Origin of the sequence: Lederbergia sp. NSJ-179 (assembly GCF_022867885.1) — a bacterium.
Lineage (GTDB): Bacteria > Bacillota > Bacilli > Bacillales > Bacillaceae_C > Lederbergia.
Genome location: NZ_JALIFP010000009.1, coordinates 128,848 through 143,109, shown reverse-complemented (window position 1 = coordinate 143,109; position 14,262 = coordinate 128,848). Strand labels below are relative to the sequence as shown.

The window sequence follows — 14,262 nt, the reverse complement described above, 5'->3', positions numbered from 1 at the left end:
CGTCGGAGTGACTCCGTAGAATCATGCTCAAATACAACACCAGCTAAAATGGTATTCCAGACGGCACGAATAGGATAGTCATCACGACCATTTCGGCGTTCCTTTTCTAGAATTTTCATCAGTTTATCATCGGGCAGATATTCCATTACCAAACGTAAACGATCTAAATCTCCTAATTCTTCTAAATCTGTCCACGAAAACAAATTCATTTGTGGTATAATAGCCATACAGATGAACCCCCTCGGTTTAATGGTTTTTTGGTTACTAACTATTTTAAACCTTATAGGGCAAGGTTTCATCTGTTTTCTTATTTTTTGGGGTGGTTTTTCGACATTTTTTCCATTCCCATCTCTTAAAAGTGCATTATACCGTCTCATTTTGGGGGAAAATAAATTCTGGTCTCTCCTTAACCCCTTGTCTCACTTGAGGTGTGAGACATCGCAATTACCTCACGAGAACTTACGGAAAAGGAAGAAATTAGAATTAAGGATGAAAAAGGGGCAAGCTAAAGCTGGGGGATTTCTTTCACCCTTATTTTATCGTCACACTATTTCCCGTGATACTATTTATTAAGTTTCAGGAAGAAAGGCTAAAATTGTTTCGTAGGAACAGGCAGATGGCAGTATAAATATATTTTTGAAAATCCACAGGTTAAGGAAAATCTACAGGATTCTTAGTAAAACAAGCATATAAAACAGCTTGGCAAGCGCCAAGTTGTTTTATATGCCAAAAAAGTAGTAATCGGTTGTTTCGAAGTAACCATTATTTATTCAATTACTGGTATATCAATGCCTTTTAACCTTGTTTAATCATCCATTCATCCCTACTAACGTTTCGCCGGGATCACGATTGCACCATGCATAATATGGAATTGCTTTCATTTGTATTGCTTTTGTCTCATCCTCTACAGGACGATAAAGTGTGTTTTTCCATTCACCTTCATCCATTCTCATAGCTTCTCCTATTATGACGACGATGCCCACAAGAAGATATTCCTCATACTCAGCATTTAATTCGGAGTGTTTAGGCAAAATAATTCCAGGCGGATTCGTTCCATTATCCACCTCTTCTAAACAATATTAATCAAAATAAACGATGAAAATTATGAAACGGATGCCCAACCTGGAAGTTTTATCGAGATTGAACGAGTTTGGAACAACAATGACAGAGTGGAAATTAAGATTCCGATGACATTACGTCTCGAAAGGATGCCAGATAATCCGAAGCGGGTCGCCATTATGTATGGACCGCTCGTCCTTGCCGGGGAATTGGGCCCGTTGGGTGACCCGGAAGTAACTGATTTTTTGTATACACCTGTATTTATCCCCGAAGGAAAATCATTATCTGGATGGATTCAGCCTGTACAAGGAAAAACAAATACTTTCCGAACTTATTCCTCCAGAAATTTATGAAGATAAGAGTCATGTAACTGTAAAATTCCAAGCCCATCCTCAAGGAAGAGTTAGGCGGATTTTCGGTATACGGATGGTCAATAAAAATGTATATACGAACGTAAAAAGCTGAGATTTGTTGTAAGAGAGTGTAGGAAAAATGACTACACTCCTTTCTTTTTTTTACACTTATGAAAGTGTAAAAAAAAGGATTGAAAAATGAGCTGTCAAGGAGTTTAGAATAAAAAGATTTATGTGTAAAAAATTTTTCCTTTCTCTGGTATTATTTCTCCCAATGAAAAAAGATTTATATAAAAAATTCTATTCTTTAGAAAAGTTGCCATGGATAGTATATTCTATCCATTCTTTTGGCATGAAAAATGCAAGTAATCATAACAAAGAGAAAAGAAAGGTGGCTGAGATTTAATAGAACAGTAATCGAATCCATGGCGACACATAGTGAAGGCACATTGAAAACCAGATAAGATGAGAGTTTGGGTGATGAAATAGAGTAAAAAAGATGAATGAGTAAAAATTTGTTTAATAGGGGGAGTAATTGATGAGATTTATTCGACAGTTCCTTGTGATCATGGGGATTGTGCTATCGGCTTTATTTATAGCGGGATGTAGTGGATCGGAGACAGGAGGAAAAGAAAAGGCTGTTTCTTTGACGATGACATATTGGGGCGGGCCGCTTGAAAAAGAATCAGTTGAGGCGTTGATTAAGACCTTTAATGAACAACATGATGATATTCAGGTGAAAGCACAGCAGGTCAATGAGGGTTATATTGAAAAACTGACATCACAGGCTGCATCGAATAAATTACCAGATTTCGGCTATTTTCCAGAAGGCAGCATACCGGCATGGCTAGAAAATGGTCGAATCAAGGATGTCTCTGAGCTTTATGAATCCGGAGAGATTGGGAATAAACTGCCTTATTCCATTTTTCAGTTTGAAGAAGACGGACCTATTGCTGGATCAAGTGTTGCCAACGAGACGAATAACATCTATTACAATAAGAAATTTTTCGATGAGCAAGGTGTAGACTATCCTCCTACAAAAGCAGATGATGCTTGGACATGGGAAGAATTTATCGAAGTTGCACGGAAATTTACAGTTGACCGTAAAGGGAATCACCCAGGTGAACCTGGATTTGATGCTAAAAATATTGAGACATATGGTGTTAGTAATTTCACTTACTTCTATGAAAACTTTTTAATTTTGAATGAAGGCGGTATCATTTCTGAAGATGGAAAAACCATTTTGCTGGGGAGTAAGAATACTATTGATGCATTGCAAGCGATTCAAGATTTAATGTACGTTGAAAACGTTATGCCAAAGCCATCCCAATTATCAACCCTCCCATCAACAGATACCGCATTATTGACTGGCAGGGTTGCAATGAATATAGATGGCCAATGGGCAATGCAAGAACTTGGAAAAGCAAAGAAAGAAAAATCATTGGACTTAGGAATAGGAGTTTTACCGAAGATGAAAAGGGCGGTCACACTGACGACCGGAACACCGATTGTCGTCTTTAATACGGATAATACAAAGGCACATTGGGAGGAAACAAAGACATTTTTGACATTTATTATGGATCCCAAAAATAGTTTGCCCTTGATTCAAGGGGGGTTGTGGATGCCGAATGAAGAATCCTGGTATACAGATGAAGAACTGATAAAAAAATGGACCGATACAGAGATACATCCAGAGGAGTATAAAGAAGCCGTTATTGACTGGGGATTAAATCATGTTGTCCAAAACCCGAACTATTATTGGAGTGATCGATCGAAGGCTTCAACGATTATTAATCCTGGTTTAGATCAAATCTGGAATAATCAAAAGACTGCCAAAGATGTGATTCTAAATGATATTTTACCAAAACTGAAAAAGGAATTCGGCGATAAATATGAGTATGCAGAATACGAAGAGTAATGCCGTCAGTGGATTTCGTAAAGAGCGAAAACGAATCGAAAAAACATACAGAGGGATGGTGATTTCTCTTGGAAATGGAAAATAAAACAGTAAAGTTATCAAAAATCAAGCCGTCCAAACGAAAAAACAAATTAATGAGTATAAAAAAACAGGAAGCCATTTTCGGATATGTGTTTGCCATGCCGGCCATTCTTGGCATCCTAATCTGGACAGTTTTTCCATTGATAGCTAGTTTTGTCCTAAGTTTTACTGATTGGACGGCTCTCGGATCCTTTAATTGGATTGGTCTTGATAATTTTCGTGAGATTTTTGTCAATGATATCTTTTTTAAAAAATCGATTATTGTCACGTTCTATTTCGCGTTTGGGAGTACCTTTTTCACCTTAGTTGCTGCATTATTTGTGGCGCTATTGATGAATATGAAGGTAAAAGGACAGGCCTTTTTTAGGACAATTTATTATTTGCCTGTCCTTGTCCCTGCAGTTGCCTCTAATATTTTGTGGGTATGGCTTTTTAATCCTGACTTTGGTTTGTTTAATACAATTTTAAAATTCCTTCATTTGCCGCCATCAATGTGGATTTATGATGAGAAAACAGCTATTCCTTCACTTATACTAATGAGCGTGTGGGGGTTAGGGGGAACTGCGTTGATCTTTTTGGCGGGCTTACAAGATGTTCCAAAAGATTTACATGAAGCGGTGGAAATAGATGGTGGAAACGGGTGGCATAAGCTGCGATATGTCACCATCCCCTCTTTAACTCCTATTATTTTTTTCAATTTAATCATGGGACTAATTGGTTCATTTCAAGCCTTCACACAGGCATACATTATGACGGAAGGTGGGCCTAATAATTCTACTTTGTTTTATGTTTTATTAATTTATAGAACTGCTTTCCAACAAAATGATTTTGGTTATGCAAGTGCACTTGCGTGGATTTTGTTTGTTATCATTGGCATTTTCACATTATTAATATTTAGAAGCTCGAAATCATGGGTTTACTACGGAGGTGGAAAATAATATGGTAAATAGATTAAAGAAATATCCTGCGTTTATTCTATTAGTGATTGGGGCGTTAATCTCGTTTATCCCTTTTTTATGGTTGCTTCGGAGCTCGTTGATGACCACAACCGAGATCTTTATTTTCCCACCGAAAATCTTACCAGAAACTTTTCAATGGCATAATTATAAGGATGTCTTTGACATTATCGATTTTGGTTTATATTTTAAGAATACGATGATTATTATGGTTCCCGTTTTAATTGGGACCATATCTACTTGTTGTATGTGTGGGTATGCTTTCGCAAGATTAAGATTTCCGGGAAGAGATATCTGGTTTGCGATCATTATCGGTACAATGATGTTACCAAGTGCCGTAACTATGATTCCAACCTTTTTAATGTGGTCAGAAATTGGAGGAGTCGATACCTTTTGGCCCTTAGTATTTCCAGCATTTTTTGGTGGAGGGGGATTTAATATTTTTTTAATGCGACAATTTTTCTTGAACATTCCTAAAGAATTAGATGAAGCGGCCATTTTAGATGGCGCCAATTATTTCCAAATCTTTACAAAAATAATGCTACCCCTTGTTAAACCTGCATTATTGGTGATTGGCTTTTTCACTTTTATGGCTGTATGGAATGACTTTTTCGGACCACTCATTTATCTCAATGACGAATCCAAATACACATTGGCCTTGGGATTACTTCAATTAAGAGGGTCGTATTCTTCCGATTGGAACTTAATGATGGCTGGCTCTACCATTATGATTTTGCCTGCAATAGTTATCTTTTTCTTTGGTCAAAGATATTTTATCCAAGGGATTAGTATTACAGGTGGAAATAAAGGATGATAAAAAAACACATTAATGAACGAAACTCCTTTGGTTTTAATGAAGAACGAGTTCAAATTCTATTTGAAATCTCGATTCATTTAACAGACTTCACAAGCTCACCTACAAAAGAAAGTATACGAAAAATTGGATAGCCCTTCCAACTATAAGACATTGCTCCAAAAACTACTTGAGCAATGTCTTATTATCTTTAGGTGTGAATCAAATTGTATAGCTTATCATTGTTTCGATTACTTACCAGTAGCTCCATGGTACGTCATAAGCAGCCGATGTGAACTGAATATAGACTGAATGATCCAAATTTCCCCAATCAATAAATCCCTTCTCCACCACCCTCCTTTCTATCCGAAATTTCATCACCACTTATTGAGGGTTAATGGCAAGCCTGTAAAACAATTCTCGTTTGCCATGAGGCAGCGGCTCGGGATTGCGCGGGCGATCTCTACCCGACCTGAATTGCTATTATTGGATGAACCCGTAAATGGCTTAGATCCGGAAGGCATTCAAGTTATGCGAAATTTATTCCGCAGGCTGCGTGACGAATGGGGCCTATCGCTTTTGATTATCCTCGAAACTGAACCTGACGCATACAAAATTTTAAATTACTCGAAATAAGAAATTAAATGGATCGTAACATCATAGAATGGGAGAGAAAGATATTTTTTGGATAAAAAATGAATAAAGGGGGATTAATTTGAAACCATCACGATGGTCCTTAGTTTCAGTGATGCTTGCATTTGTGTTGGTGCTTAGCGGCTGTTTTAGTGGACAAACTGATGATCAAGCGGACCCTGCTCCAAAAGAGGATGAAGGCGAAAAAAACGCGAAAGAAGGAACAGAGTCTGAACAAGAGTCGGAAAGGAAAATTTTGCATCTGAATAACAAAGAAGAACCCGGTGTTCTACATCCAGGATTGGCACAAGGTACACATGACTCATGGATTTTGGAACATGCCTTTGAAGGTTTGACGAAGAAAACTCCTGAAGGCGAAATTGTAGATGGTATGGCTGAAACATGGGATGTTAGTGATGACAATCTTACGTGGACATTCCATTTAAAAGATAACGTGCTGTGGTCGAATAGAGATCCGGTAACAGCAGAAGATTTTGAATATGCATGGAAATTTGCGCTTAATCCTAAAAGTGCTTCCGATTATGCCTATCAGCTATATTATCTTGAAGGAGCTGAGGAGTATAACAGTTCCGAAGATGAATCAAAGTATGAAGAATTGGAAGCAAAGGTGGGCGTGAAAGCAGTAGACGAAAAGACGCTTGAAGTAAAATTAGCGCAACCAACACCTTATTTCCTTGATTTAACTTCCTTCTACACGTATTATCCGGTAAACAAAAAAGTGCAGGAAGCTAATCCAGATTGGTCACATGAAGCATCGAGTTATGTATCGAACGGAGCCTTTAAGCTGACTGAATGGAATCATAATGACAGTATGAAATTAGAGAAAAACGAAAATTATTATGATAACGATAAAATTAAGTTAGACGAAGTACAGTTTGTCATGATTGATAATGAAGACACAGCATGGCAAATGTATCAAGCCGACGAGTTGGATCTCGTCTATCCGCTTCCACAAGATGTACAAGGACAGCTAGTAGATTCCGGTAATCCTGAATTCAATAATGGCCCTGACTTTTCAGTCTATTACTATAACTTGAATAATGATGTAAAACCGTTTAATAACGTAAAAGTGAGAAAAGCTCTTTCTATGGCAATTGAACGGAATACGATTACAGAGCATGTTGCACAAGGTGGACAGAAGCCCGCTTTTGGCATTATTCCACCGGGAATCAATGATGTAAGTGGGGATTTCCAAGAAAATTCTGGGGACCTCTTTAAAGAAGATATAGAAGAAGCGAAGAAATTATTAGCTGAGGGACTTCAGGAGGAAGGTATGGAAGAAATGCCTGAATTCACCATCCTTTATAATACATCTGAGGGTCATAAGAAAATTGCAGAAGCTGCGCAGGAGATGTGGCGTAAAAACTTAGACCTCACTGTAAATCTTGAAAATGTGGAATTCCAAGTAAAGCTTGACCGTGAAAAAGCCGGAGATTATGAAATTTCTCGTGGAGGTTGGTCGGGTGATTATGTAGACCCTATGACTTTCGCCGACCTTTGGGTAACAGATGGTCCATTTAATGATGCCAACTGGAGTAACGCTGAATATGACAAGCAAATTGATAGTGCCAAAACATCTATGGATCAAAAAGTAAGAATGGAAGCCATGCATAAAGCGGAGGAAATTTTGATGGATGAAATGCCCATTATTCCCATTTATTTCTATACGAAGCCATTTACAGTTAAACCACATGTGAAAGGGATCTTTACACCAATTAATCGTTATCCGCAATTTATTTACGCTGATATTGAAAAATAGAAGGAATGTTGTACGAGTCAATGCTTGAAAAATGAAGGGTATGTCACAGGGAGCGACATACCCGGATTTTTCAGTGACAACTCTTGCATGGAAAAAAGTTATGTGAAATTGCTAGACATGGATTATTGAAGAGTTCAGTATTTTGTCAATATGTATAACCGACATGGATACGTACTTCGTGGAAAGAGGTGATTAGTCATGCTGAAGTATACATTAAAACGCTTATTATGGGCGATTATTACATTATGGGTGATTATGACGATTACGTTTATCATCATGAAAATCATCCCTGGAAATCCTTTTGCCAAGGAGGGTCCGATGCCTCCTGCTATTTATAACAACTTGCAGAAACATTACAATTTGGACAAACCCGAAATTGTCCAATATGGATTGTATTTAAAATCATTGCTTCAATTAGACTTTGGTCCTTCTATGAAATCGAAGACTCTCACAGTCAATGATTTTATTAAAAAAGGATTTCCTGTCTCCCTTCATCTTGGCTTGCAGGCGCTTATCATCGCCATAACCTTCGGCTTACTATTAGGTGTCATTGCAGCGCTCAATCATAACCGCTGGCCAGACTATCTTTCGATGGTCATTGCCATCATCGGTATATCAGTTCCTAGCTTTATTCTTGCCACCTTCCTCATTCAATACTTTGCCGTTTACTTAGGGGTCCTTCCGGTTGCAACATGGAAATCATGGGCTCATACCATTTTACCATCCATCTCACTTGCAATGATGCCCACTGCCTATCTTGCCAGGCTTATGAGATCGAGCATGTTAGAGGTCATGAATCAGGATTATATTCTAACTGCAAAAGCGAAAGGTCTCGCTAGAAGCATGATTATTATGAAGCATGCGATCAGAAATGCGATTCTGCCAGTCGTAACCGTATTAGGGATTACGACGGCGAACCTTGTTACAGGCAGTTTCATTATTGAGCATATTTTTGGGATTCCTGGTATGGGAGAAATGTTTGTTAAAAGTATCTTCAATCGCGACTATTCCATCATTTTAGGGGCAACTGTTTTCTATAGTGCCATTTTGATTTTCCTGATCTTTATTGTTGATGTTGCCTATACGTGGATCGATCCGAGAATTAAAATTGCAAAGGAGAACATCTGATGGAAAAACAATTGAAGCTAACAGAGGACATGTTTCAACCGGTCGCGGAAAATTTTAAAGAAGCCGAAAAAATTGTACGCCCATCTATGTCCTACTGGGCTGATGCCTGGCGAAGATTGAAAACAAATAAACTAGCCATGTTTGGACTGGTCATTATTATTCTACTACTGATCATGGCGATCATCGGCCCATATTTAAATGGATACACGTATTACGAACAAGACTTTACGAAGAAAAATCTTAAACCGAATGCGGAGCATTGGTTTGGCACCGATACGTCAGGACGTGATTTATTTACGAGAGCATGGTATGGAGCGAGAATTTCATTATTTATTGGCTTTATGGCGGCGTTCATTGATTTCGTCGTTGGCGTTGTATATGGGGGAATTTCCGCCATAAAGGGCGGGCGTACCGATAATATCATGATGCGGATTGCGGAAGTATTATATGCGATTCCTTATTTATTAATGGTTATTTTAGTTATGATTGCGATGAAAAGAGGGATTTGGCCTATTATCATTGCGATGTCGATTACAGGTTGGATTCCAATGGCACGGCTTGTCCGCGGACAAGTTCTACAATTAAAAGAATTGGAATTTGTTCATGCAGCCAATGCAATGGGAGCCAATATGGGATGGGTTTTAAGAAAGCATATGATTCCGAATACGCTTGGTCCTATCCTTGTAAACCTTACCCTTACTGTACCGACAGCTATTTTTGCGGAAGCGACATTGAGTTATCTTGGGTTGGGAGTGCAGCCTCCTCAGTCAAGTTGGGGAACCTTGGTTAATGATGCGATTGGCAGTATTCATATTGGGAATTTGTATCAACTTTATATTCCGGCCATACTAATCTCACTAACGATGTTGGCATTTAATGTGTTCGGTGACGGACTGCGAGATGCCCTCGATCCGAGATTGCGGAATTAGAGAGGGGTTAAGTGGAAATGGAGAAATTGCTGGGCGTAAAAGATTTGCATGTATCATTTCAAACTTATAGTGGAGAAGTGAAGGCGGTTCGTGGAGTGAACTTCGACGTGAAAGAAGGGGAAACGATTGGAATTGTAGGCGAATCTGGCTGCGGAAAAAGTGTGACGGCAAAATCAATTATGAAGCTCTTGCCGACCTCGTCCGTTCGCTATAAACAAGGATCCATCCAATTTAATGGTAGAAACCTATTGGAAAGCTCCGAAAAAGAGATGCAAAGAATTCGCGGAAAGCAAATTAGTATGATATTTCAAGACCCAATGACTTCTCTTAATCCAACGAGTAAAGTTGGAAACCAAATTATCGAGACTATTCTCCGCCATAATAAGATGAGCAGAAAAGGAGCTTTTGATCAAGCATTAAAGATGTTGGAACTTGTGGGAATCCCTCAACCAGCAAAAAGAATGGACCAATATCCTCATGAATATTCAGGAGGCATGAGGCAGAGGGCGATGATTGCGATGGCTTTGGCTTGTAGTCCCCGCTTGTTAATTGCAGATGAACCAACTACTGCCCTCGATGTAACGATACAAGCACAAATATTGGAACTTATGAAAGAGATTCAGAAAAAAACGGGAACATCGATCATCTTAATCACTCACGATTTAGGGGTTGTAGCGGAAATGTGTGATCGGGTAGTCGTGATGTACGCTGGACAAGTAGTGGAAACAGCAACGGTACGAGACTTGTATAAAAAGCCACAGCACCCCTATACAGAAGGATTGCTGAAATCGATTCCGAAGCTAAATAGGGATAAGAACCAACCACTCGCTCCCATTATCGGCACCCCTCCGGATTTAGTGGATCCTCCAAAAGGATGCCCATTTTTTGCGAGATGTGAATATGCAATGAATGTTTGTAAACATCATAATCCACCGCTTGAAGAAGTACATCCTAGTCAATTTGCTGCTTGTTGGCTTCAGCATCCAATGGCCAAGAAAGTGGATGGAAGGGGGAAGGCGAATGCCAATACAATTATCTGAAAATAATCCAACAAAAGTAAATGATTCTCAAACCCCTTTCATACAAGTAAAAGATTTAAAAAAATACTTTGCGATCAATCGTCAGCAATTAAAAGCGGTTGACGGATTGACATTAGATATATTTCCTGGGGAGACAGTCGGCTTAGTAGGCGAAAGTGGGTGCGGAAAGTCAACGGCGGGAAGAACGATGATCCGCTTATATGAACCTACTGAAGGGGAAGTTTTATATAATGGCAAAAATATTTTTTCGTATAAGCAAAGGGAAATGGTCAAAATACGCAGAGAAGTTCAAATGATTTTCCAGGACCCTTATGCCTCCTTAAATCCAAGGATGACGGTTGAGGAAATCATTGGAGAGCCTTTTGCCATCCATCGAACATTAAGTGGTAAAAAGAGAAAAGAGCGCATTAAAGAATTATTAAAGTTAGTCGGATTAAATCCAGATCATATGAGCCGTTTTCCACATGAATTTAGTGGAGGTCAGCGTCAACGAATAGGCATTGCCCGCGCTCTTGCATTAGATCCAAAATTTATTGTCTGTGATGAGCCCATTTCTGCCCTCGATGTTTCCATTCAGGCGCAAGTCGTAAATTTACTAAAGGAACTTCAAGAGAAGATGGGGCTGACCTATTTATTTATTGCCCATGATTTATCGATGGTCAAGTATATTTCTGATCGTATTCTTGTGATGTATCTTGGAAAAATGGTCGAACTGACTGATAGTGAAAGCCTATATGTTAATCCTTTGCATCCTTATACACAGGCATTGCTCTCAGCCGTCCCCATCCCAGATCCCGAAATTAATCGAGAACGAATCATCTTAAAAGGAGATGTACCAAGTCCCATTGCACCTCCGAGTGGCTGTGTATTCCGAACCCGCTGCCCGGCCGCGATGGAGATATGTTCAAAGGTAGAGCCTAAATGGCAAGAAGTAAAGCCGGGACATTTTACTGCGTGTCATTTATATAAAGTTTGAAGGAGCTCACAATGCTCCTTTTTTCAAAAGGTATCGAATAAAAATTGGCTGGTGTTTGGTCTAGCACTCCAGCAAAGAAGATTGCTTTATTTTTTCAAAAAGTAATTTTTTCAAACTTTATTATAAATCTCACATTTCGCACGTGAGTGAAATCAAACGAATCATTTTTTTTAGAGGATTTTGTCCTCCTTTGTAGAAAACATAGTTATGAACTATGTTTATACAAGGAGTAGACAGATGACAGATCAAATTCTTACTCTTGATGTAGGTCCATCACAGTTGATCGCTAAGTTTTGTGATGAGATTCATTTAGAAGAGATTATTAATGAACAAGTTACTTGGGATAAGGCACGTTGCGGGTTATCACCTGGTACACGCATAAAGGCTTTGATCATCAATATCTTATGTAAGGGAAACCCACTCTATAAAGACATGAAACATATGAAAAACTAGACGTAGAACTATTATTTGGCACTGGTGTAACCAAAGATCATTTTAACGATGATTCACTAGGTCGTGCACTAGATTATTTATATGAGGCTACTCCATGGAAGGTATACACGAGCGTTGCGTTATCTGCTCTTAAAGAGCTTAATCTTTCGCTTGGTACCCTACACAATGATACGACCTCCATTTCCGTTTATGGTGATTATAAGAAAGAATTAGAAACAGGGTCCGACTCTCATTCAGAATCAAAACTAGATATTACGTATGGTTATAGTAAACAACGACGTCCCGATTTAAAGCAAATCGTATTGGGAATGAGTGTTACACCTGAACGCATTCCCATCTTAGCGAACGTGGAAGATGGAAATACGTCTGATAAGAAGTGGAACATGGAATTCATCCAAAAGCTTCGTGAAGTTCTAAATGAGGAAGAATGGGAGAACATTTTGTATCAAGCAGATTCTGCCGTAATCACGGAGAATCTAAAGGATCTACACGCCTTTTCTCTCACCTTTCTATCCCGTCTTCCAGACACCTTTGGATTAAGTGAGGAATTAAAGACAAAAGCCTGGAGGGATAATTCATGGAAGCAGATTGGAAAACTAGTAGATAAAAAAGACGCTGCCGAGTATCGATTCCAAGTCTTTGAAGAGAAAATAGAGGAACAAACCTATCGGTTTGAGGTTGTCCATTCCAGTCAACTGGACAAACAAAAAGCGAAGCGCCTAGAAGGTGCCATTGAAAAAGAGGCTAAAGAATTACGCAAGGCCATTGAAAACCTACAAAAAACAGCTTTCCACTGTGAGGCTGATGCAGAAGAGGCAAAGATAAGTTTTGAACAGGAACACAAAGTATCCCTCCATCATTATGAACTAGCGATCTCTACCGAGGAAGAAACTGTTAAACGAAAGAGAAGAGGTCGTCCTAAAAAAGAAGAAAAAGTAGAAACGAAAACGGTGTATAAGATTCATCTAGTGGAACTCAGACAAGATCAAGAAGCCATTGAAAATAAACGTCGTCTCCTTAGCACATTTGTTTTAATGACGAATGAGCTTGACCGTGGAAAGGTATCAGACCTTGATATTCTTAAAACGTATAAAGGGCAATCGGCCGCAGAAACACGCTTTCGCCTGTTAAAAGATCAGCAGATGATAGATGCCGTTTTTCTAAAGACACCGGAAAGAATTCAGGCCATTGGAATCGTTTATGTCATGGCGTTGCTGATATACGGTATGCTTGAATACCGTGTCCGAAGTGAGATGAAGGCAGAAACGGAAGCACTGATTTTAAAAGGAAAAAGGAAACTTTTTGCCCCAACTGGAAAAGCACTCCTTGAGCAATTAGATGAAGTTCGGGTCATTTTAATAAAGCAAAACGGAAAGGTATTGCGGTTCTTACCGGACAATTTGAATGACCAAACGAAGCGGATTGTAGAATTATGTGGCTACGATATGGCCATATACGTGTCGAATCCTGTAGAGAAATCAAATGAATAAGTAGAAATTCTGCAGAAGCATTCAGAACATGTCGAATAACAGAGAAAAATGGAGAGAATCCTCGTTAATCAACAAAAGTACATAGAAGTTCCTTCACTAAGACGGTAGTAATTTAAAAATTCAGATTGTCTGCTCATCAAGTGCGAAATGTGAGATATATGATTACCTCCTTAGAATAATCATATATATTACAAAATAAAATCCAAACCTTTTTCATTAAAATCCCAGTAAAATCAGTAGGTCTAATGAAAAAGTTTGGATTTTATAAAGGTTTGGATAAGGGAAATCGAGTGTTTTTTCAAGGTGGTCAAATCCCACCTTCGTTTGGCGAAGGAGTTTCAATCACGCAGTTACGATGCGTTGGTCGCCCATACCACTGTTGTTTTCGCACGATATATCATGCTTGCCATGAGCTCACGGGAAGAAGAGGATCCAAAAACGATTGGACAGCTCTTTTATTTGTGCTGTGATGAAATGGAAGACCTTCACTTTGCACAAGCCTTTATGTTGATTTTAGATTTGTTAAAATCCACTCTTTTAGAAGAACCTGTCCTTTCGGAAGAAAGAGTACAATCCATCATCGACCAACTCTTTAACAAGTTACCCAGATTTTTAAAGAAACCTTTTCTGGGTAACCAGGAATTTATAGCAAACGTAGCATAGTCAAACTATG

12 protein-coding genes and 3 pseudogenes are annotated in these 14,262 nt (G+C 38.8%); 13 read left to right on the top strand and 2 right to left on the bottom strand.

Features of this window, described 5'->3' with window-relative positions; translation table 11 throughout:
• Both MUB24_RS09555 and MUB24_RS09550 read right to left on the bottom strand, forming a co-directional pair.
• Positions 1 to 227 (bottom strand): annotated as a pseudogene (locus tag MUB24_RS09555) (DDE transposase); the annotation flags it as partial.
• Positions 228 to 809: 582 nt separating this feature from the next.
• The gene (locus MUB24_RS09550; RefSeq protein ID WP_244703418.1) at positions 810 to 1,064 is read right to left on the bottom strand and encodes a hypothetical protein; all 255 of its coding nucleotides are present in this window, start codon (positions 1,062 to 1,064) and stop codon (positions 810 to 812) included.
• A gap of 105 nt (positions 1,065 to 1,169) precedes the next feature.
• On the opposite strand from MUB24_RS09550, the gene MUB24_RS09545 reads away from it, so the two are divergent.
• The 13 genes and pseudogenes from MUB24_RS09545 to MUB24_RS09485 form a co-directional block, all read left to right on the top strand.
• Positions 1,170 to 1,412: a hypothetical protein gene (locus MUB24_RS09545; RefSeq protein ID WP_396426722.1), complete on the top strand. Its 243-nt coding sequence runs from the start codon at positions 1,170 to 1,172 to the stop codon at positions 1,410 to 1,412.
• Between the two features lie 538 nt (positions 1,413 to 1,950).
• Positions 1,951 to 3,330, top strand: coding sequence for an ABC transporter substrate-binding protein (locus MUB24_RS09540; RefSeq protein WP_244703416.1), 1,380 nt, complete (start codon positions 1,951 to 1,953; stop codon positions 3,328 to 3,330).
• 74 nt (positions 3,331 to 3,404) lie between these two features.
• Positions 3,405 to 4,349, top strand: coding sequence for a carbohydrate ABC transporter permease (locus MUB24_RS09535; protein WP_396426723.1), 945 nt, complete (start codon positions 3,405 to 3,407; stop codon positions 4,347 to 4,349).
• A 1-nt stretch (position 4,350) separates the two neighbouring features.
• Positions 4,351 to 5,181: a carbohydrate ABC transporter permease gene (locus MUB24_RS09530; RefSeq protein ID WP_244703415.1), complete on the top strand. Its 831-nt coding sequence runs from the start codon at positions 4,351 to 4,353 to the stop codon at positions 5,179 to 5,181.
• Positions 5,178 to 5,315 carry a hypothetical protein gene (locus MUB24_RS09525; protein ID WP_244703413.1) on the top strand — a complete coding sequence of 46 codons (138 nt, stop codon included), beginning with the start codon at positions 5,178 to 5,180 and terminating at the stop codon, positions 5,313 to 5,315. Before MUB24_RS09530 ends, MUB24_RS09525 begins: the two co-directional genes overlap by 4 nt.
• A gap of 157 nt (positions 5,316 to 5,472) precedes the next feature.
• Entirely contained in the window at positions 5,473 to 5,796 is a 324-nt protein-coding gene (locus MUB24_RS23630; RefSeq protein ID WP_396426721.1) for an ATP-binding cassette domain-containing protein, read from the top strand.
• 79 nt (positions 5,797 to 5,875) lie between these two features.
• Complete coding sequence (locus MUB24_RS09515) at positions 5,876 to 7,573, top strand: peptide ABC transporter substrate-binding protein (RefSeq protein ID WP_244703411.1); 1,698 nt, start codon at positions 5,876 to 5,878, stop codon at positions 7,571 to 7,573.
• Positions 7,574 to 7,771: 198 nt separating this feature from the next.
• The gene (locus MUB24_RS09510; RefSeq protein ID WP_244703409.1) at positions 7,772 to 8,701 is read left to right on the top strand and encodes an ABC transporter permease; all 930 of its coding nucleotides are present in this window, start codon (positions 7,772 to 7,774) and stop codon (positions 8,699 to 8,701) included.
• Positions 8,701 to 9,630 (top strand): ABC transporter permease, encoded by a 930-nt coding sequence (locus MUB24_RS09505; protein ID WP_244703407.1) that lies wholly within the window; start codon positions 8,701 to 8,703, stop codon positions 9,628 to 9,630. The genes MUB24_RS09510 and MUB24_RS09505 overlap by 1 nt, the downstream gene beginning before the upstream one ends.
• 17 nt (positions 9,631 to 9,647) lie before the next feature.
• Complete coding sequence (locus tag MUB24_RS09500) at positions 9,648 to 10,670, top strand: ABC transporter ATP-binding protein (protein ID WP_244703405.1); 1,023 nt, start codon at positions 9,648 to 9,650, stop codon at positions 10,668 to 10,670.
• Positions 10,651 to 11,646 carry an ABC transporter ATP-binding protein gene (locus tag MUB24_RS09495; protein WP_244703403.1) on the top strand — a complete coding sequence of 332 codons (996 nt, stop codon included), beginning with the start codon at positions 10,651 to 10,653 and terminating at the stop codon, positions 11,644 to 11,646. The genes MUB24_RS09500 and MUB24_RS09495 overlap by 20 nt, the downstream gene beginning before the upstream one ends.
• 237 nt (positions 11,647 to 11,883) lie before the next feature.
• Positions 11,884 to 13,589 (top strand): annotated as a pseudogene (locus MUB24_RS09490) (IS1634 family transposase).
• 285 nt (positions 13,590 to 13,874) lie between these two features.
• Positions 13,875 to 14,252 (top strand): annotated as a pseudogene (locus MUB24_RS09485) (IS4 family transposase); the annotation flags it as partial.
• Positions 14,253 to 14,262 lie beyond the last annotated feature (10 nt).

Bases quoted from the DNA above. Each gene is read 5' to 3' on its own strand.
- MUB24_RS09525 (WP_244703413.1), top strand. From the start codon at position 5,178: ATGATAAAAAAACACATTAATGAACGAAACTCCTTTGGTTTTAATGAA.
- MUB24_RS09505 (WP_244703407.1), top strand. From the start codon at position 8,701: ATGGAAAAACAATTGAAGCTAACAGAGGACATGTTTCAACCGGTCGCG.
- MUB24_RS09540 (WP_244703416.1), top strand. From the start codon at position 1,951: ATGAGATTTATTCGACAGTTCCTTGTGATCATGGGGATTGTGCTATCG.
- MUB24_RS09495 (WP_244703403.1), top strand. From the start codon at position 10,651: ATGCCAATACAATTATCTGAAAATAATCCAACAAAAGTAAATGATTCT.
- MUB24_RS09530 (WP_244703415.1), top strand. From the start codon at position 4,351: ATGGTAAATAGATTAAAGAAATATCCTGCGTTTATTCTATTAGTGATT.
- MUB24_RS09500 (WP_244703405.1), top strand. From the start codon at position 9,648: ATGGAGAAATTGCTGGGCGTAAAAGATTTGCATGTATCATTTCAAACT.
- MUB24_RS09510 (WP_244703409.1), top strand. From the start codon at position 7,772: ATGCTGAAGTATACATTAAAACGCTTATTATGGGCGATTATTACATTA.
- MUB24_RS23630 (WP_396426721.1), top strand. From the start codon at position 5,473: ATGATCCAAATTTCCCCAATCAATAAATCCCTTCTCCACCACCCTCCT.
- MUB24_RS09535 (WP_396426723.1), top strand. From the start codon at position 3,405: ATGGAAAATAAAACAGTAAAGTTATCAAAAATCAAGCCGTCCAAACGA.